Origin of the sequence: Bacillus sp. SIMBA_008, assembly GCF_046535495.1 — a bacterium.
Taxonomy (GTDB): domain Bacteria; phylum Bacillota; class Bacilli; order Bacillales; family Bacillaceae; genus Bacillus; species Bacillus subtilis.
This window is the reverse complement of the sequence record NZ_JAWRWL010000003.1, coordinates 1-18153: the sequence shown is the minus strand read 5'-3', so window position 1 is coordinate 18153 and position 18153 is coordinate 1. Positions and strand designations below refer to the sequence as shown.

The following is an 18153-nucleotide window of genomic DNA, read 5'->3' as shown; positions in this document are numbered from 1 at the left end:
AGCTTAAAAAGAACAAAATCACATGATAGATATAAATAGAATGTTAAAACCGAGAAAGCTTTTCCAGCAATTAACGGTTTTTATTTTTCATTATAGGGACGATAGTGTACAATTTAATTAAACTATGTATGACGGAGGAACGATAGTGGAGACGTTGCAAACATGGAGCGGCAGATTCAAGCGATTCTTCTTGGATAATAAGTTTGTTTTATTTTTGCTTGTGCTGCTGCTGATTGGTTTAAATATTCTAGTATTTACAAAAACATCATTTATTTTCACCCCGATTATTGTTCTGCTCAAAACGATATCACTTCCGATTATTTTGACAGGCATTGTTTTTTATCTGTTAAACCCAGTCGTCGATTTTCTGGAGAGAAGAAGAATAAGAAGAATCTATTCTATATTGCTGCTATACCTATTGGTTATCGGGCTGATCACGATCACGATCGTGTCGATCATTCCCTTCTTAAAAGAACAAATTATGAGTTTGATTGACAATATCCCGAGATATGTGGACGTCGTAGAAAATCAGACGAAACAGCTGATTGGCAGCAACTTCGTCAATCAGGCCCAGCAAACGATGAACATTAATATATCTGATCTTGCTACAAAGGTTTCGGATCAGGCAGCGACGATCGTGAACAGCACCTTTACCGGTGTTGGGAATTTTATCGGCGCACTGACTGAGATTATCATTTCGATCGTCACGGTTCCGTTTATTCTATTTTATTTGCTAAAAGACGGAAGAAAATTACCGGTCTACATACTGAAGTTTGTGCCGACTCGATTGAAAGAACAGACATATACAGTCTTAAGCGAAATGAATCATCGGTTAAGCTCTTATATCAGAGGCCAGATCATTGTCAGCTTCTGTATCGGGTTTTTGCTGTTTATCGGTTATTTGATTATCGGGCTGGATTATGCTTCATTGCTTGCAGTCATTGCGGCTTGCACAAGCATCGTTCCATATTTAGGGCCAACGATTGCCATTACGCCTGCGATTATCATTGCCATAGTGACATCGCCGCTCATGCTGCTTAAGCTGGTGATCGTTTGGACGATTGTTCAGCTGATTGAAGGGAAGCTGATCTCTCCGCAAATTATGGGAAAAAACCTTCACATCCATCCGATTACGATTATTTTTCTGCTGTTAACAGCCGGCAAGCTGTTTGGCGTTGTTGGAATCATTCTTGCGATTCCCGGCTATGCGGTTGCCAAAGTCATTACGACACATTTATTTGACTGGTTTAAAATGCAGTCACATTTATACGATGAAGAAAAAAATGAAAATACGCCGGGGCATAAAGTGTGATTTTCGTTTATAGTTATATAAGACGGGCTTTCCATTTATGGGAAGCTCCCGTTATGTAAAAAAATAAATGTCTAATGGGGAGAATCAAAATCATGACTCTATGGGAATTGTTTGTAGCCGCCATTTTAGGAATCGTAGAAGGATTAACAGAGTACGCGCCGGTTTCTTCGACAGGACATATGATCATAGTAGACGACATCTGGCTAAAATCAAGTAATCTGATGTCAGAAGAAGCTGCTAACTCATTCAAGGTGGTTATTCAGCTAGGCTCCATTTTAGCAGTAGCTATCGTGTTTAAAGACCGAATTTTAAATTTACTGGGCTTGAAAAAAAATATTACAAGCGACCAGGAGCAGGGACATAAATTAAGCATTGCCCAAATTGCCGTCGGACTCGTGCCTGCAGCTGTTCTCGGCTTTTTGTTTGAAGATTACATTGATGAATATTTATTTTCCGTTAAAACTGTGGCCATCGGTTTAATTGCCGGGGCAATCCTCATGCTTTTTGCTGACTGGGTCAATAAACGGAAAACAGCGACAGACACACTCGACCGCATTTCCTATAAACAGGCGATAGCCGTCGGCTTATTCCAATGTCTTTCCCTTTGGCCTGGTTTCTCGCGTTCGGGTTCAACCATTTCCGGCGGTGTTATTCTCGGATTAAACCACCGAGCTGCAGCCGACTTTACGTTTATTATGGCGATGCCGATCATGATGGGAGCCAGCTTTCTAAGCCTCGTGAAGCATTGGGACAGCTTAAGTTCGGATCTGATGCCGTTTTTCATCGTCGGCTTTATCTGTGCCTTTGTGGTCGCACTGTTTGTCGTCCGTTTCTTCTTAAGGCTGATTAACAAAATCAAACTTGTCCCATTTGCAATCTATCGAATTATTCTCGGTGTGATTTTACTTTTGATCATGATGTAAGTCGAAAAATAAGGCTCTTTTCCGAGCCTTATTTTTTCTGTCAATTCAAGAGGAAACAGCTTGTTTTTCAAAATAAAATCATCTATAATAAACATGACGTTACATACGGGGCCATAGCTCAGCTGGGAGAGCGCTACGCTGGCAGCGTAGAGGTCAGGGGTTCGAGCCCCCTTGGCTCCATACCTTTAAACCCTTATTCGATAAGGGTTTTTTTGTTTTGAGGAAAAGGTTTCATTCTCTGAATCCTCCAGTTGAGTGAAGTCAAAGTGAGCAGTTTATCTGTCAATCATGAATTTTCCAATACCTCCTTTTGTTCCTCAAAGACCGTCATGTCTTCCAAAGGAGGGGAGTAGACATGAAGAGACACCATTCGTTCAGATGTTGGATTGGACATTTTGTGAATTAAACCTTTGGTTGAAATAAGGCATTCTCCTTCGTGGACAAAGTATGAATTGGAGAGTTCTGCGTGTTCGCCGGTTGAACGATAAATAGAATTAAGAAGCTTTCCTTCTAACACCATTGCACAACCAATGGATTGACCATGATCGTGTACTGTTGTCTCCTTGTTTGGCGGAATGTTAATCACGATAATTTCCAATTCATTATTTCGATAGATGGCATTTCGGCCGTAAGCGTACTGGTCTGGTTCCTTAATATACGGTTGACTCAATTTTGCTGCGTTTGGAATTTGTTTTAAAGACGTTGCTAAATCTTTAACCGATGGATTTTTCAAGCCGCCAAAAATGTCTTGGATACACTCATACAGTTCCATTCGTTTTTGCCTCCCTTACATTGGTATTTCATAGGTTAATTCATGGTATTTACCCATATACAATTTAGAGGCGGCAAACGCCCAGTGAACACAAAAAAATGTGGGGGTAAAATGTTGTCTTATCACCAACTTATTTGAGTTTATTAGTTGGAATAGTGGATTGAAAGGATTAAAACGGCCTGCTTTAATTCGCTTGAGGGAACGAGCAGGGATTCATAAGTGCAGTTCTAGACACAATATCGGGGAAAAGCTTTCAAGCTTTCTATGTTGTGCTTGAAATTTACTCCATTGACAAAACACAATCGATTTGAAATAATATTTGATTATATGCTCATTCATTCACATAATTATAATAAAATAATATCATTTCCCCTGAAAGGGAGAATATTAGAATGAAAGCTAATGGTATGCAAAATCTATTAGCTTCTTTTGTTTTCAAAAAATGATGTGTTTCGCATGTATTCATATAGGAAGGGATGACAACATGAAGACAAAACACTATTGGGTGATTTCTTTGCTCGCCGTCTTAGCGGTCGGGCCGGGATTGATGTCTAACACGGCATTGTCGTCAGTTCAAGGCCTTGTTCAGAAAACGGTTGGAACAAGTGTCTTTACATCAGTAAATCCGATATTGATCGGCAATATGGCCTTTGCCTTGTTAGTTCCGGCAGGACCGCTGCTGAGGAAAAAATTCGGTGCTCGTCCCGTCTATCTGGCTTCATTACCTGTCTTTATACTAGGCTCACTGCTCATCGCATGTTCAGGCGATATTGCATTGATGGCGGCAGGGCGCTTTTTACAAGGGGCGGCAACAGGCGTCATGCTGATGATTATGATTCCAATGCTTGTACTGTCATTCCCGATTGAACGCAGGAACTATGCACTGCTTGTGCTGATCGGGGGATTCTATGGTTCTGTTATCATCGGTACAATCCTGGGAACCATTGCAACAAGCTGCGGGCATTGGAGATGGCTGTTTTTCATCTTTGGCACCTTGTCCCTGATCGGTGTCGCGGTGAGCTATTTCTTTCTTCATGATGAGCATCACGGAGCGGCGGATCAAGAACAGCCGCTTGATCGTGCGGGAATTCTTTTATCTGTCTTCCTTGCCGCAGCCTCAGCGGTTTCATTCATTTTTCTGCAAAAATGGGGGCTGTCATCGGGTTATGTATGGATTGGTTTCGGGGTGACGTTATGTTTGCTCATTGGTCTATTGATTGTGGAATATAAAGTGAAAAACCCCTTCATATCTATTAAACTGATGCTGCTGCCAAAACCGGTGCTCGGCTTATTGATCATAGCTGCAGGGACGATAACGGTAGCTGTCAGCCTTTCTGCTTTTCAAGGCTTGCTCCGTCAAATGTATGATATTTCTCAGGAGCATCTCATTCTTTTAAGCTTGACTCTTTTAATCGGAGTGGCGATCGCGGCCATTTTGAGCGCTCTGTTATACGATAAAGTCGGACCAGGGATGCTCGGTATTATCGGCGGACTCATTCTCGTTTTTGTGAATTTTCAATGGCTGCATATACAGGATCGATCATCTCTTTATATGTTCGCGGCACTGTTTATCATGCTTGCAGCGGGAACAGGCCTGACAGTCGCCGCAGGGCTGATGGGAGCTGCCATGGGAGGCCCGCTGCCTGATTTGGTCAAGAGAATGACAGCTGTTCAGTTTTTAAGATTGTTTGTCTATATGGGAGTTCCCATTCTCATCGGCTTTTTCACGAAAAAAGATGCTGCCAGACAAAGCGGTTCGGTACAGGATTCTATGATGACTGCTTATCATGATCTCTTCTTCATTTCTTTTATCCTTAGCGTGCTGCTCGTCTGCCTGTCATTTTGTATGAATGCCACTGGAATGGGGCACAAGCTGGCACATAAACCACATGATAAAGCGAAAACAGCTCCGGAAAAACCGGCCGTCTCAGCACAAGGTTTGTCGAAGGCAACTGTCAAATCATATAAAGTAATAAATGATACGGAATATCGGAATGCACTCAGAAATTTACAAAAATAGAAACATGGTAAAAACCTTTTCATTGAGCGAAAAGGTTTTTATTTTGCAATCTTTTCCCAACTTTATCCCTAAAGAATTGAAAAATATTAGAAGTGCAAGTAAAATTCTAAAAGGTAGATTCTTTTACATTCGTAATCTTTTAATTCGAAGGAAGGTTTTCATGGCCCGTAAAAAACTTAAAAAACGTAAACTCTTGATTTCACTATTTTTCCTTGTATCGATTCCGCTAGCTCTGTTTGTTTTAGCGACAACTTTATCAAAACCGATTGAAATATCCAAAGAAACTGAAGAAATCGATGAACAGCAAGTATTTATAGACAGTCTGTCCGGACATGCCCAAATTTTGTATGAAAAATACCATGTTCTCCCCAGCATCACAATTGCTCAGGCCATTCTCGAATCGGACTGGGGGAACAGTGAACTGGCTGCTAAGGCCAACAACCTTTTTGGCGTAAAAGGGAATTATAAAGGCCATCATGTCACGATGGAAACGGACGAAGTTGAAAAAGGGAAAAGAAAAACCATTCGCGCGAAGTTTCGAAAATACAGCACGTTTTTTGAATCTATGGATGATCACGCCCAATTGTTCGTCCGTGGCACATCGTGGAATAAAAAGAAGTATAAACCGGTGCTTGAGGCAGGGAATTATAAGGAAGCGGCAACCGCCCTGCAAACATCAGGATATGCTACAGACCCTGACTACGCTGACAAAATCAGCGCTATTGTGGAAAAATACGATTTAGATGAGTACGATGAGGTAAATCCATCCCTCAAATCTGTGGATTTAAACGCCTCTATTAAAGACAGTGCCGTTCAAGACGTATGGTCCAAGCCTTCTACTGATGATCGGTCCATAAGGCTTACCTCTGCCCAATCTTACGTCGGCAAAGACATAAAGGTTGTGTCTAAAAAACAGAAAGGCCAGTCTGTATGGTACCAATTCCAAATCAATGATAAACTTATCGGCTGGATTGATGATTCAGCTGTTGAAATAAAGGAGGCAACCTAAGCCCTTTTTACTGGTATTTTTAATTCTTTGTTCCATTCCGGGGAATTTGAGGTATAATATTCCACGGAAGTTATCACTTTTTAACTATGCTTTCGGGAGGGAACAAAGGTGCAGAAATATAGACGCAGAAACACGGTTGCCTTTACAGTACTAGCTTATTTTACTTTTTTTGCGGGAGTATTTTTGTTTAGTATCGGACTCTATAATGCTGATAATCTGGAACTCAATGAAAAAGGTTATTACATCGCTGTTATGATACTTGTAGCAGTTGGTGCGATTCTTACGCAAAAAGTGACCCGTGATAACGCGGAGGATAACGAAATCATCGCGGAACAGGAAAAAAGACAAAATCAATCTCATATCGAATCATAAAAAATCCGGCGACTGCACGCCGGATTTTTTTGATATCACCCTGTAAACACTTCGCCATCAGGATAACGGATATTTGATTGCTCTGTTTTTGCGAATGAAAACACGAACGTTAAAGGGCCAATTCTTCCGATAAACATGATGACAATAATGATACACTTGCCAGCTGTTGTCAGTTCAGGAGTAAGCCCCATCGTAAGGCCGACAGTTCCGAATGCGGAAAAGGTTTCAAACACAATTTGAAGAAATGGCGCTTGTTCTGTGATCGTCAGGGCGAAAATCCCTAAAAACACGATGAACAAACTGGTGACACTCACAGCTAAAGCTTTAATGATAATCGGATATTTGATGGAACGGCGGAAAATAACCGTTTCTTTTTTACCTCTCAAGTAAGCAATAACAGATGTTAAAATCACGATGAACGTAGTCAGCTTAATGCCGCTCGCCGTTGATGCGCTTCCTGCTCCGATAAACATCAATAATAAAGTAAATACAATTGTTCCTTCTCTCATGCTTCCGAAATCTAGAGAATTGAAGCCTGCGGTTCTCGGCGTCACTGCCTGAAAATAGGACGCCCACAGTTTATCCACTATATGCAGGTGGCCGAGCGTGCCGGGGTTGCTGTATTCTAAAATAAAGACCGTAAGCATAGCAATCGCATTCAACATCAGCGTTCCTGTAAGCATGAGCTTTGTATGTAAAGAAAAAGCTTTAAAACGCCGATTTTTCATCACATCAAACAGAACCGTAAATCCGATCCCTCCTGTAATAAATAAGAAAGTAATCACGAGGTTTACTGTAGGATCGCCAACGTAGCTCATCAAATTATCAGACCACAGCGAAAACCCGGCATTGTTAAAAGCAGAAATTGCGTGAAACAAACTTGCAAACAAGCCGGATGACCAGCCGTACTGAGGTACAAGCCGGATGGATAAAATGAGTGCTGCTATCAATTCAATACTGATCGAAAACAGAAACAGGACTTTGACAAGGCCAATGACACCGCCGATTGTCGGCTGGTTTAAAGCTTCCTGGACGAGCATTCGTTCTTTTAATCCGATTTTTTTTCCTAATATCATGACGATCAAGACCGCAAACGTCATAAATCCAAGCCCGCCAATCTGAATCAGCCCCATAATAACTGTTTGCCCGAATACCGTAAATTGAGTACCGGTATCGACAACAGCAAGCCCTGTAACAGTTGTAGCGGAAGCCGCAGTAAAAAGGGCATCTATCCATGACAATGGCTTCGTAGTGGAAATCGGAAGCATTAATAGGACAGCCCCGATGATAATGGTAAGGAAAAAACCAATGGCAAGCACTTGAGGCGGTGTAAACCGAACCCATTTGATCACTTTATCCTTTTGAAGTGTCACCTTTGTCTACATCCCTTCGTTTTCAAAACGTTTAATATCCTTTTTGTGGCCCATGATCACCAGGCAATCTTGCTCGTGAATGATGTCTTCAGGCGCGGGGGAAAGACAGATATCTCCATGATGTTTGATGGCCAGGATCGTGCAGCCGTACTTTGCTCTTACATTCAGGTCAATAATCGATTTTGAATCAAGCTTGCGCGTAGCCAACAGCTCGACAATACTGTATTCATCAGATAGATCAATGTAATTCAAAACATTTTCGTCTGAAAGGCTTTGTGCGATTTTAACTCCCATATCTTTTTCAGGATGAATAATCCGGTCAGCGCCGATTTTTTCAAGCACCTTGTGATGATAATAGTTTTGAGCCTTCACCCAAATATTTGGAATATCAAGCTCCTTTAATAATAGGGTGGTCAGCGTACTCGCTTGAATATTTGCTCCGATGGCAACAATCACATATTCAAAATTGCGTATTCCTAATGAAAGCAATTCGTTTTCTTCGGTGGCGTTGGCAATTACCGCATGAGTGGCGTAAGAAGCATATGCATTGACCTTTTCTTCGTTGATATCAACCGCAAGGACCTCATGCCCCATTCTATGAAGTTCTTTACAAATGCTGCCGCCAAACCGGCCCAGACCGATCACGGCAAATTGCTTATTTTTAATTCTTCCCAATGTTCATATCTCCCTTAGTGAATTAACGTTTCTGAAGCAAAAAAGACCATTGCAAAGAATGGCCAAATAATAGACCTCCTCTCTGTATACGCCTACGAGGTTAGCTGTCGGATTAGGGATTCAGAGTACCCCCTCTTACTTAGTAAGATTCACCCCAAGGCTGTTAATAAAACAGCCAATCGTTGGTTCCCCCGTTCGTGTTTGATTAAGCGGTAAAAGAGACTGTATGAAATTGAACACTCAAGAATTTACTCCTGTTTCTAGTGTTTGTCAATTTAAATTTTAAACCAGAAAAAAGATAACGGGGATTAGAGAAAAAGGGGAGGGTAAAACGCAAAAAAGACCGGCGTTAACCGGTCTTTTACATTAGTTGCAACCGCAAGGCTGAGTCGGAGGAGTGCTGCGCTTAGCCACGTCAATGCTGGCTTCTGCGTAAAATTTATTTCCGATGCTTAATGATTTATTCTCTGCACGGAAAGTATATGTACCAGCGGCAGGAAGTGTTTTGTTATTCAGTTTTAATTTGAATTCGCCAGCTCCTAACAAATCAAGTGCCAAAGGAACTCTTACTGTTTTCCCGTTATTGAGGATCTGTGTTGTACGCAAGGCATTTCCGTTCAATGTGTCTTTCGTGTTTGCAGTAAATCCGCTTGGCAATGTAAACTCCATAACGCCAAGGCTGAGAAGCGTGTTTGGACGGTAAGTCAATTCGATATCTGAGAAAGACCATTCCGTTTTGCTGGCGCCAGTGATTGTTGCGAACAATGAAGCTGTAGACTGTGTTCTCATAGTAGATTCAGTATGAGCTTTAGTTGATGTAGATTCAGCCGCGAAAGAAGCTGTAGGTGCAGAAACGAGTAACCCGAGACTTAATGCACTAATTGCCAAAGAAGATAATAATTTGCGTTTCATAACAAAATTCCCCCTAAAAAATGATAAATTAAACAGGCCTGCCCGCTTTTCACCTCCTCTGAAAGGCCAAATACAAATTTTACCTACATAAAATTACCATCAAATATTTTGGAAGTAAATGGGGTGTTTTTCCCGTATTTTTCAAATTTGTAGTAGTTACATCAAAAAAACGCCTGCTTTCCCAGGCGTTTTCTGCTTTACTTTGTTTCGATCGGTATAAATTTAAAAATTTCTCCGGTCTGCACCGATTCAGCAAGCCGTTTCAGCCAGTCATAGTAAGCTTTAGAGCTTTCCAGCTGATCATATAACTGCAGTGCTTCATTTTTGATATCCTCATCGAGATCTTCCTTGCATAAAACCTTTTGTAAATCAGCTTGAGCTTCCTCGATCGCTGCTACATTCACTTGAACCTCCCGCTCCCATTTAGGTGGAAAGAAATTTGTGAAAAATTTAAAGAAATCCTTCTCAGCCACAAATGTATGCTTACGGATGCCCCGGTGAAATGTTTTTTTCACTACATTTAAGTCTTGAAGCTTTTTGACGCCTGTGCTCATGCTTGGTTTGCTCATTTGCAACTCCTCACGCATTTCGTCAAGCGTCATCTCATCCCTCATATACATCGTCCCATATAAAATCCCGACACTGCGGGTAATTCCGTAAAGATCCATCGTTTCAGCAATGGAGTCAATAACAAGATCCCGAGCCTGTTCTATAGCTGCAAATTCTGGATTTTCATCCATACTGACCCTCTTTTCCTTTAGAAAATTAAATTCGTTAAGTTATTTCTTTATGTTCTTTATCTTAACGAAACATGAGGAAAAGTCAAAAAGAAAAATCGAAATGGGACTTTGACAGTTTAAAAATCATATGTTAGATTAAGGTTGTTAAAAACATTAAATTTTTATTTAACAAACTTTATTTACGTCAAGGAGGCTTATATGAGTCAAACATTATTCATTGACGGAGAATGGATCAGTGCCGAAAAAGAACAGATCCGCAGTATTATCAACCCATTTAATCAAGAAGAAATTGCAACTGTAAGCGAGGGAGGGCGAGAGGACGCCATCAAAGCAATCGCAGCCGCACGCAGAGCATTTGACAAAGGAGAATGGTCATCGCTATCCGGGCTTGAACGCGGAAAAATTGTTCTGAAAATTGCGGAATTAATCAGACGCGATCTTGAGGAGCTGGCTGAGCTTGAATCTCTTGATACAGGAAAAACACTCGAAGAAAGCAAGGCCGATATGGACGATATCGCCAATGTTTTTCAATATTACGCCGGCTTGGCAGACAAAGATGGCGGAGAGATCATTTCATCTCCGATTCCTGATTCAGAAAGCAAAATTATTAGAGAGCCAATCGGGGTTTGCGGCCAGATCACTCCATGGAATTATCCGCTCCTTCAAGCGAGCTGGAAAATCGCCCCTGCACTGGCTGCAGGAAACACAATCGTCATGAAGCCGAGTGAGATTACGCCGCTGACGACAATCAAAGTCTTTAAGCTGATGGAAGAAGCCGGTGTTCCAAAAGGTGTCGCAAATCTTGTTCTTGGACCGGGAGCCACAGTGGGCGACGAGCTTGCAGTAAACAGAGACGTCGATTTGATTTCATTTACGGGCGGAATTGAAACAGGCAAAAAAATCATGCGGGCGGCAAGCGGAAACGTCAAAAAAATCGCCCTTGAACTTGGCGGGAAAAACCCAAATATTGTTTTCAAGGACGCGGATTTAGAAGTTGCGGTTGATCAGGCCTTAAACGCTGTATTTTTCCACGCCGGCCAAGTATGCTCTGCAGGTTCCCGCTTGCTTGTTGAGGACGCCATTCATGATCAATTTTTGGCGGAGCTGGTCAAACGGGCAAAACGCATAAAACTCGGAAACGGTTTTCATGCTGAGACAGAAAGCGGTCCGCTTATTTCGGCGGAGCACAGGGCAAAGGTAGAAAAATATGTAGAGATCGGAATAGAGGAAGGCGCGAAGCTGGAGACAGGAGGCAAACGCCCGGAAGATCCTGCGCTTCAAAACGGCTTTTTCTATGAACCTACTATTTTCTCAAACTGTAATTCTGACATGAGAATCGTTCAGGAAGAGGTTTTCGGTCCTGTATTGACAGTCGAAACCTTCAGCTCTGAAGAAGAGGTAATCGAGCTTGCGAATGATACCATCTATGGCTTGGCTGGAGCGGTATGGTCAAAAGATATTGAAAAGTGCGAACGGGTAGCAGCCCGCTTGAGAATGGGAACCGTTTGGATCAACGATTTTCATCCGTACTTTGCACAAGCGCCATGGGGCGGATATAAGCAATCCGGGTTCGGACGCGAGCTTGGAAAAATAGGCCTTGAAGAATACACAGAAGTCAAACATGTATACCGTAATACAAAACCGGCAGCGGTTAACTGGTTCAATTCATAAGAGGGGGAGATTGATGATGACATTAAATATGAAGGTAGAAAGCATGCAGAAATTCCACACATTTGAAATTCCGACTGTGATTAAGCATGGAATCGGAGCCATCAAGCATACGGGTGAGGAAGTAGCTGCACTGGGCGTTTCAAAAGCGCTCCTTGTCACAGACCCAGGGATTTATAAAGCCGGTGTTGCTGATCCTGTAATCGAATCACTTAAAGAAGCAGGCATTGAAGTGGTGCTCTTTCATAAAGTTGAGCCAAACCCGCCTGTCCGTCTGGTGAATGAAGGATCTGAGCTTTACAAAAAAGAGAACTGTAATGGTTTGGTGGCAGTCGGAGGCGGAAGCTCCATGGATACAGCAAAAGCAATCGGAGTAGAAGCGACTCACGAAGGAAGCGTGCTTGATTATGAAGCGGCAGATGGGAAAAAACCGCTGGAAAACCGCATTCCTCCGCTGACGACAATTCCCACTACAGCTGGAACAGGATCAGAAGTAACCCAATGGGCGGTTATCACAGATGAAGAAAGAGAATTCAAATTCAACACGGGCGGTCCGCTGATTGCAGCGCACTTGACCATCATTGATCCTGAGCTTCATGTTTCAATGCCTCCGCATGTAACAGCTATGACGGGAATTGATGCGCTCGCCCATGCCATTGAGTGCTATACAATGAAATTTGCACAGCCAATCACGGATGCGGTTGCCTTAATGGCGATTGAGTATGCCGCTCATTACATCAAGAGGGCATTTGCTGATGGAGAGGATCTGGAAGCAAGGTACGGAATGGCGCAGGCTGCGATGCTTGCCGGTCTTTCTTACGGAAGTGAATCAGCGGGCGCTGCTCATGCGATGAGCCAAACGCTTGGCGGTATTATCCCAGTCGCTCACGGCCAATGTGTAGCGGCGATGATGGGCCCTGTCATGGAATACAACTGGAAGGGCTATCCTGAGAAGTTTGCGCGTATTGCGAAAGCGTTCGGTATTGATACAAGCAAGATGACAACAGAAGAAGCTGCGAAAGCATCTGTCAATTGGATGTATGATCTGGTCGAAGATTTAGAAGTGCCGACTTTAGAAGAGCAGGGAGTATCACCTGATATGATCGAACGCTTGTCTAAAGAAGCAATGAAAGATCCGCAAACCTTCGGAAACCCTAGAGATTTAAATGAAAAAGCATACAACTGGATCTACAAGCGCTGCTTTAACCTTACGCCTAAAACGGTATAATCAAAATCCCGCTCCTTTACAGAGCGGGATTTTTTGGGATAATGAAGCATAGGTGGAAATTTTAGATAAGAAGGAAGGTGCCAGCTGATGTGGAAGCGTATGACTGCAAAAGCGGAAGGCTTATATATCGCAGATACAAAAAGCTTCGTAACAAAGCAAATGGACAAGCTTGATTTTGATTATGGCGGCATCCCCGGCGACTTGCATTTTGGCCTGACCAAAAAAGCGGGAGCCAGAGAACCAATGTTTTCAAGAGGGACTGAAATTTTCAACCGCAGACAAATTTCAATTGTTTCAATAGAGGAATGCAACGAAATCGCTTTAAAAATGGGAGTGCCGAGGATTTTGCCGGAATGGCTCGGGGCGAATGTGGCAGTCAGCGGTATTCCAGATCTTACTTCATTAAAAGAAGGAAGCCGGATTATTTTTCCGAGCGGAGCGGCTCTGCTGTGTGAGGGCGAAAATGATCCGTGTATCCAGCCGGGAGAAGTCATTCAGTCTTATTATCCGGACCAACCGAAGCTGGCGCCGGCTTTCGTCCGCCACGCACTGGGCATTAGAGGGATTGTCTGTATTGTGGAGAGACCTGGTGCTGTTTACACAGGTGATGAAATAGAAGTTCATTCCTATCAGCGAAAAGTTAAACGAAAAGCAGAAAGGGTCTGATCAAATCAGGCCCTTTCTATCTTTTCTTTAATTTCTTTCATTTGGCTGAGGTGCCGTTTTTCATGATGGCCGATAAAATCGATCCACTGTCTGACAGTCAGCTCTTGAAACACAGGATGCGGAAGCACTCTTTCAAAATCTTCTTCTTTCAGAGAGGCAATCGCAGCAGTCAGCTGCTCTCTTACCACATCAAGCTCACGTTTCATTTGGCTGCCTGAAATAAAATCATGCGCAGGCTCAAGATGACTCGGGGCTTTCCGTTTATTATTTCTGTCCTGTGCTACCTCAAGCGGTTTTTCTTCAATTTCTTTAATCGGAGCGTCCTTTACACGTTCCTTCAACATTTTTTGTGCGGTCATATCGATTTTTTTCAAATGGTCAAGAACTTCCCGTATGCTCCATTCTTCAGCAGAAGGCTTTTGATTCAGCTTTTCGTCAGAAAGTCCTTTCAATTCGTTCCACGTTTCTAATCTGGCTTCATTAAAGATACTCATCATATCTCCTCCTAAAATGACATTACCATATATATAAGCAATTATCATTTATAAAGCACTTCAAACGGGTTATTTGTCTTAAAATTTTGAAACTTTTCCCGGGGTGTCTCGTATAAATGGTAACGGCAGCCGTTCATCAATGCATTGATGAAGAAAGGATGAGGAAGTTGGAGTTATTTGGAGTACCTATACAAACAATGTATCTTTATACGCTTATTATTGCGGGCAGCCTTACGCTGTTATTCCTGTTTTTCGGAGATGTATTTGCAGGGCTGTCAGAAGGCATTCCGTTTCTTAATCCGACATTAGTGCTCTCATTTTTCACATGTTTTTCAGCGGGCGGATATATAGGTGAACTCGTATTGCCTCTGTCAAGCTTGCTGATTGCGCTTTTATCTTGCATCCTTTCGATCATGCTGGTGGTATTGCTTCACATCTTTGTACTGGTACCATTATCATCTGCAGAAGAATCATTGGCATATAGAGAAGATGATCTCAGAGGAAGACTCGGTAAAGTGATTACAGCTGTGCCGGTTGACGGGTTTGGTGAAGTGGTCATAGAAGGGATAGGCGGGACCATTTCAAAGTCAGCGGTCAGTTTTGATAATCAGCAGATCAGTTACGGGACAACGGTGTTAGTCGTAGATATTAACAACGGAGTTCTTTCGGTTACTCCGCATGAACCCATTTAACATAAAAGGAGGAATTTGATATGACAATGCCGATTATAATAATCATCGGAGTTGTATTCTTTTTATTAATTGCACTAATAACTGTGTTTATTACGAAGTATCGTACAGCAGGGCCTGATGAAGCGTTAATTGTAACAGGGAGCTATCTGGGCAATAAAAATGTTCATGTCGATGAAGGCGGCAACCGTATTAAAATCGTCCGCGGCGGAGGAACCTTTGTCCTTCCCGTCTTCCAGCAGGCAGAGCCGCTAAGCTTATTATCAAGCAAACTCGATGTTTCGACACCTGAAGTCTATACAGAACAAGGAGTGCCAGTAATGGCCGATGGAACTGCGATTATTAAAATCGGCGGTTCTATAGGAGAAATCGCTACAGCGGCCGAACAATTTTTAGGGAAATCAAAAGACGACCGTGAGCAGGAAGCGCGGGAGGTTTTAGAAGGCCACCTTCGTTCCATTCTCGGCTCAATGACAGTAGAAGAAATCTATAAAAACAGAGAAAAATTCTCTCAAGAGGTGCAGCGTGTCGCTTCACAGGATCTCGCGAAAATGGGGCTTGTAATCGTCTCGTTTACCATTAAAGATGTTCGTGATAAAAACGGTTATCTTGAATCATTAGGGAAACCGAGAATTGCCCAAGTAAAACGCGATGCTGATATCGCAACAGCAGAGGCTGATAAAGAAACCCGAATTAAGCGGGCAGAAGCCGATAAAGACGCAAAAAAATCAGAACTTGAACGGGCGACGGAAATCGCTGAAGCTGAAAAACTCAATCAGCTCAAAATGGCTGAATTCCGCAGAGAACAAGATACGGCAAAAGCGAATGCCGACCAAGCATATGATTTAGAGACTGCCAGAGCGCGCCAGCAAGTCACAGAGCAGGAAATGCAGGTTAAAATTATCGAACGCCAAAAACAAATAGAACTAGAAGAAAAAGAAATTCTTCGCCGTGAACGTCAATACGACTCAGAGGTAAAGAAAAAAGCCGATGCAGACCGTTATTCTGTTGAGCAGTCCGCAGCAGCTGAGAAAGCCAAACAGCTCGCGGAAGCCGATGCCAAGAAGTACAGTATAGAAGCAATGGCAAAGGCTGAGGCGGAAAAAGTAAGAATTGACGGGCTAGCAAAAGCAGAAGCGGAAAAAGCGAAAGGAGAGACAGAAGCAGAGGTTATCCGCCTGAAAGGCCTTGCAGAAGCGGAAGCAAAAGAGAAAATTGCGGCTGCCTTTGAACAGTACGGGCAGGCGGCGATTTTCGATATGATTGTCAAAATGCTTCCGGAATACGCGAAACAAGCAGCCGCACCTCTTTCAAATATTGATAAAATCACCGTTGTCGATACAGGAGGAAGCGGTGAATCAAGCGGAGCAAACAAAGTAACCAGCTATGCGACGAACTTAATGTCAAGTCTGCAAGAAAGTTTAAAAGCATCCTCGGGAATTGATGTAAAAGAAATGCTTGAGAACTTTTCAGGAAAAGGAAACGTAAAACAAAGCATTAATGAATTAACAAATGAAATCAAAGAAGCCAAAACGATCCAAAAATCAGAGTAAGGAAAGGACAGAACCGTATGGTAACTGTACGTGAAGCGAAGTTAGAGGATATAAAGGACATTGCAAAAGTGCATGTAGACAGCTGGAGGACAACATACCACGAAATTATCCCGATTGATTATTTAAACAGCCTGAACTATAAGGAATTTGAAGACAAATGGAAAAGTCGCTCGTTAAAAGGAGTATTTGTTGCTCAGGACGAAAAGGGTTCAGTATTCGGCTTTGCTTCATTTGGACCTATTCGCTCTGAACAAGAAGGCTATGACGGAGAGTTATACGCTATTTATCTTCTGGAAGAGCGCCAGCGGCAAGGTGCAGGCAGGGCGCTCTTAGCAAAAGGAGCGGAGTTTTTGCTTCAACATGGTTTTTCAAGTATGTTTGTTTGGGTTATTGAGCAGAATCCCTCGATTATATTTTATCAGGCCTATTCACCTGAAAGAGTAGCGGAGGACAACTTTGAAATTGCCGGAGTAAGGCTGAAAGAAGTAGGTCTTGGCTGGCCGGATCTTTCAGCTTTAAAAACACTTCTTAACAGATAACGAAAAATCCCCCAGCGGAATTCGCTGGGGGATTGTTACTTTTACGCTTTGTCACTTTTAAGCAAACGGGGTGCTGTCATAAATAATAAACATAGGACAATTGCACAAATAATGAATGAAGGAACCATGTAAGTCGCATTATAAGTTAAAGAATAAATCCATACCGGTGTTCCTTTTGGAGCAAAGCTGCCGAAAAACACAGCTCCTGAAATGACATGCGCGGCATAGCGCAGCAAACTGCCGATAAAAACTGCGCTGACCACTGAAACAATCAATTTCCCTTTTGTTTTTGATACAGCGGCTTTACGGACAGAAGAAGCGAAACAGCCGCTTATGCCGATTGCTGCGAAAGCGACAATGTAATCTAACAATAGCTGTACAGGATGTTGAGCAAACAAGTTTCCGATTGCTATTTGTACTAGACCTGTCAACAAACCTGTAGTAAGACCTGCTTTGACACCCCAGCGAAACGAAATTAAAAAGATCGGAATCATCATGATGGAGACCGAGCCTCCTTGAGGCATGCTAAGAAACATTCCTGAGACAATGTCTAAAATAACGGCTGCCGCTGTCATAATGGCAATTTCAATAAGGCGAACCAGTTGCTTAGATTGATTCATATCTATCTCCTTCCATTGACAGACAACCAAAAGGACAACAAAAAAGCAGCACGCGGAAGGATGAGAAAAGTTCCACGCACTGCTTTACGATCTGCAATTCATTTGACTTTGCCACATCCCTACGCCAGCGTTAACTAACAGGTTCAAAGGGTCAGAACGAAACCGCTCACTCTCAGCTTTAATGCTCCCCTTGTGGTCATCAGTATTTAGTTCGTTTCTACTATACAAGAAAATGAAAAAAACAACAAGATCACATGACTGATGTATATGTTCTTTTAAGAAAGTTATATGATACACACGCTTTAGAAATCATGGCGAGGATTATAGTTTATTTGTTTTATAGATTTTTTAAAAAAACTATTGCAATAAATAAATACAGGTGTTATATTATTAAACGTCGCTGATGCACAGCGGACACAAACTAGATGCTTCAAAACAACTTGAAAAAAGTTGTTGACAAAAAAGAAGATGAATGTTATATTAGTAAAGCTGCTTCATTGAGAAGTAACGAAATGATCTTTGAAAACTAAACAAGACAAAACGTACCTGTTAATTCATTTTTATAAATCGCACAGCGATGTGCGTAGT

The 18153-nt window shown here is 42.3% G+C and carries 18 protein-coding genes, 1 tRNA gene and 2 riboswitches; of the genes, 12 read left to right on the top strand and 7 right to left on the bottom strand.

Features of this window, described 5'->3' with window-relative positions:
- Window positions 1–145: 145 nt before the first annotated feature.
- The 3 genes from SB658_RS10735 to SB658_RS10725 all read left to right on the top strand — a co-directional run bounded on the left by SB658_RS10735 (window position 146) and on the right by SB658_RS10725 (window position 2415).
- Window positions 146–1312, top strand: coding sequence for an AI-2E family transporter (locus SB658_RS10735; protein WP_003244365.1), 1167 nt, complete (start codon window positions 146–148; stop codon window positions 1310–1312).
- 92 nt (window positions 1313–1404) lie between these two features.
- Entirely contained in the window at window positions 1405–2235 is an 831-nt protein-coding gene (locus tag SB658_RS10730) for an undecaprenyl-diphosphate phosphatase (protein WP_003243397.1), read from the top strand.
- Between the two features lie 107 nt (window positions 2236–2342).
- A tRNA-Ala gene (locus tag SB658_RS10725) sits at window positions 2343–2415 on the top strand.
- Between the two features lie 106 nt (window positions 2416–2521).
- Here SB658_RS10725 and cdoA read toward each other — a convergent pair.
- Window positions 2522–3007, bottom strand: coding sequence for a cysteine dioxygenase (gene cdoA, locus SB658_RS10720; RefSeq protein WP_003243534.1), 486 nt, complete (start codon window positions 3005–3007; stop codon window positions 2522–2524).
- Window positions 3008–3491: 484 nt separating this feature from the next.
- Between cdoA and SB658_RS10715 the strand changes: the two genes are divergently transcribed.
- The 3 genes from SB658_RS10715 to SB658_RS10705 all read left to right on the top strand — a co-directional run bounded on the left by SB658_RS10715 (window position 3492) and on the right by SB658_RS10705 (window position 6408).
- Window positions 3492–5027 (top strand): MFS transporter, encoded by a 1536-nt coding sequence (locus SB658_RS10715; protein WP_003243120.1) that lies wholly within the window; start codon window positions 3492–3494, stop codon window positions 5025–5027.
- Window positions 5028–5187: 160 nt separating this feature from the next.
- Window positions 5188–6036 (top strand): exo-glucosaminidase LytG, encoded by an 849-nt coding sequence (gene lytG, locus SB658_RS10710; RefSeq protein WP_003228938.1) that lies wholly within the window; start codon window positions 5188–5190, stop codon window positions 6034–6036.
- A 108-nt stretch (window positions 6037–6144) separates the two neighbouring features.
- The gene (locus SB658_RS10705; RefSeq protein ID WP_003222348.1) at window positions 6145–6408 is read left to right on the top strand and encodes a YiaA/YiaB family inner membrane protein; all 264 of its coding nucleotides are present in this window, start codon (window positions 6145–6147) and stop codon (window positions 6406–6408) included.
- Window positions 6409–6443: 35 nt separating this feature from the next.
- Here the strand turns inward: SB658_RS10705 and ktrB are convergent, their stop codons facing one another.
- The 4 genes from ktrB to gbsR form a co-directional block, all read right to left on the bottom strand.
- Complete coding sequence (gene ktrB, locus SB658_RS10700) at window positions 6444–7781, bottom strand: Ktr system potassium transporter KtrB (RefSeq protein ID WP_144500549.1); 1338 nt, start codon at window positions 7779–7781, stop codon at window positions 6444–6446.
- 6 nt (window positions 7782–7787) lie between these two features.
- Window positions 7788–8456 carry a potassium uptake protein KtrA gene (gene ktrA / locus SB658_RS10695; RefSeq protein ID WP_003228942.1) on the bottom strand — a complete coding sequence of 223 codons (669 nt, stop codon included), beginning with the start codon at window positions 8454–8456 and terminating at the stop codon, window positions 7788–7790.
- 73 nt (window positions 8457–8529) lie between these two features.
- Window positions 8530–8678, bottom strand: a riboswitch (cyclic di-AMP (ydaO/yuaA leader).
- A 144-nt stretch (window positions 8679–8822) separates the two neighbouring features.
- Window positions 8823–9368 (bottom strand): biofilm surface layer hydrophobin BslA, encoded by a 546-nt coding sequence (bslA, locus tag SB658_RS10690; protein WP_003243556.1) that lies wholly within the window; start codon window positions 9366–9368, stop codon window positions 8823–8825.
- Window positions 9369–9565: 197 nt separating this feature from the next.
- Window positions 9566–10108 carry a transcriptional regulator GbsR gene (gene gbsR / locus SB658_RS10685; RefSeq protein ID WP_014480661.1) on the bottom strand — a complete coding sequence of 181 codons (543 nt, stop codon included), beginning with the start codon at window positions 10106–10108 and terminating at the stop codon, window positions 9566–9568.
- A 198-nt stretch (window positions 10109–10306) separates the two neighbouring features.
- Here gbsR and betB point away from each other — a divergent pair, with 198 nt between their 5' ends.
- The 3 genes from betB (at window position 10307) to SB658_RS10670 (ending at window position 13670) form a co-directional block, all read left to right on the top strand.
- Window positions 10307–11779, top strand: coding sequence for a betaine-aldehyde dehydrogenase (gene betB, locus SB658_RS10680; protein WP_024571874.1), 1473 nt, complete (start codon window positions 10307–10309; stop codon window positions 11777–11779).
- 16 nt (window positions 11780–11795) lie between these two features.
- Complete coding sequence (gene gbsB / locus SB658_RS10675) at window positions 11796–13004, top strand: choline dehydrogenase (RefSeq protein ID WP_014477776.1); 1209 nt, start codon at window positions 11796–11798, stop codon at window positions 13002–13004.
- An 87-nt stretch (window positions 13005–13091) separates the two neighbouring features.
- Entirely contained in the window at window positions 13092–13670 is a 579-nt protein-coding gene (locus SB658_RS10670) for an MOSC domain-containing protein (protein WP_134983276.1), read from the top strand.
- Window positions 13671–13675: 5 nt separating this feature from the next.
- On the opposite strand, the gene SB658_RS10665 is transcribed toward SB658_RS10670, so the two are convergent.
- Entirely contained in the window at window positions 13676–14164 is a 489-nt protein-coding gene (locus tag SB658_RS10665) for a DinB family protein (protein ID WP_003242867.1), read from the bottom strand.
- Between the two features lie 167 nt (window positions 14165–14331).
- Between SB658_RS10665 and SB658_RS10660 the strand changes: the two genes are divergently transcribed.
- The 3 genes from SB658_RS10660 to SB658_RS10650 are packed head-to-tail and all read left to right on the top strand — an operon-like array spanning window position 14332 to window position 16945.
- Window positions 14332–14856: an NfeD family membrane protein gene (locus tag SB658_RS10660; RefSeq protein WP_134983277.1), complete on the top strand. Its 525-nt coding sequence runs from the start codon at window positions 14332–14334 to the stop codon at window positions 14854–14856.
- A 20-nt stretch (window positions 14857–14876) separates the two neighbouring features.
- Window positions 14877–16406, top strand: a complete 1530-nt coding sequence (gene floT / locus SB658_RS10655; RefSeq protein ID WP_144500550.1) for a flotillin lipid rafts scaffold protein FloT — start codon at window positions 14877–14879, stop codon at window positions 16404–16406.
- 17 nt (window positions 16407–16423) lie between these two features.
- Window positions 16424–16945: a GNAT family N-acetyltransferase gene (locus SB658_RS10650; protein ID WP_003228963.1), complete on the top strand. Its 522-nt coding sequence runs from the start codon at window positions 16424–16426 to the stop codon at window positions 16943–16945.
- A gap of 41 nt (window positions 16946–16986) precedes the next feature.
- On the opposite strand, the gene thiT is transcribed toward SB658_RS10650, so the two are convergent.
- Window positions 16987–17565 (bottom strand): energy-coupled thiamine transporter ThiT, encoded by a 579-nt coding sequence (gene thiT / locus SB658_RS10645; protein WP_003228966.1) that lies wholly within the window; start codon window positions 17563–17565, stop codon window positions 16987–16989.
- A gap of 99 nt (window positions 17566–17664) precedes the next feature.
- Window positions 17665–17766: riboswitch (TPP riboswitch) on the bottom strand.
- Between the last annotated feature and the right edge of the window lie 387 nt (window positions 17767–18153).

What these genes read in the sequence shown, in the direction of transcription:
- SB658_RS10730 (WP_003243397.1), top strand. Translation starts at nt 1,405, where the DNA reads ATGACTCTATGGGAATTGTTTGTAGCCGCCATTTTAGGAATCGTAGAA.
- cdoA (WP_003243534.1), bottom strand. Translation starts at nt 3,007, where the DNA reads ATGGAACTGTATGAGTGTATCCAAGACATTTTTGGCGGCTTGAAAAAT.
- SB658_RS10715 (WP_003243120.1), top strand. Translation starts at nt 3,492, where the DNA reads ATGAAGACAAAACACTATTGGGTGATTTCTTTGCTCGCCGTCTTAGCG.
- lytG (WP_003228938.1), top strand. Translation starts at nt 5,188, where the DNA reads ATGGCCCGTAAAAAACTTAAAAAACGTAAACTCTTGATTTCACTATTT.
- bslA (WP_003243556.1), bottom strand. Translation starts at nt 9,368, where the DNA reads ATGAAACGCAAATTATTATCTTCTTTGGCAATTAGTGCATTAAGTCTC.
- gbsR (WP_014480661.1), bottom strand. Translation starts at nt 10,108, where the DNA reads ATGGATGAAAATCCAGAATTTGCAGCTATAGAACAGGCTCGGGATCTT.
- betB (WP_024571874.1), top strand. Translation starts at nt 10,307, where the DNA reads ATGAGTCAAACATTATTCATTGACGGAGAATGGATCAGTGCCGAAAAA.
- gbsB (WP_014477776.1), top strand. Translation starts at nt 11,796, where the DNA reads ATGACATTAAATATGAAGGTAGAAAGCATGCAGAAATTCCACACATTT.
- SB658_RS10670 (WP_134983276.1), top strand. Translation starts at nt 13,092, where the DNA reads ATGTGGAAGCGTATGACTGCAAAAGCGGAAGGCTTATATATCGCAGAT.
- SB658_RS10665 (WP_003242867.1), bottom strand. Translation starts at nt 14,164, where the DNA reads ATGAGTATCTTTAATGAAGCCAGATTAGAAACGTGGAACGAATTGAAA.
- floT (WP_144500550.1), top strand. Translation starts at nt 14,877, where the DNA reads ATGACAATGCCGATTATAATAATCATCGGAGTTGTATTCTTTTTATTA.
- SB658_RS10650 (WP_003228963.1), top strand. Translation starts at nt 16,424, where the DNA reads ATGGTAACTGTACGTGAAGCGAAGTTAGAGGATATAAAGGACATTGCA.
- thiT (WP_003228966.1), bottom strand. Translation starts at nt 17,565, where the DNA reads ATGAATCAATCTAAGCAACTGGTTCGCCTTATTGAAATTGCCATTATG.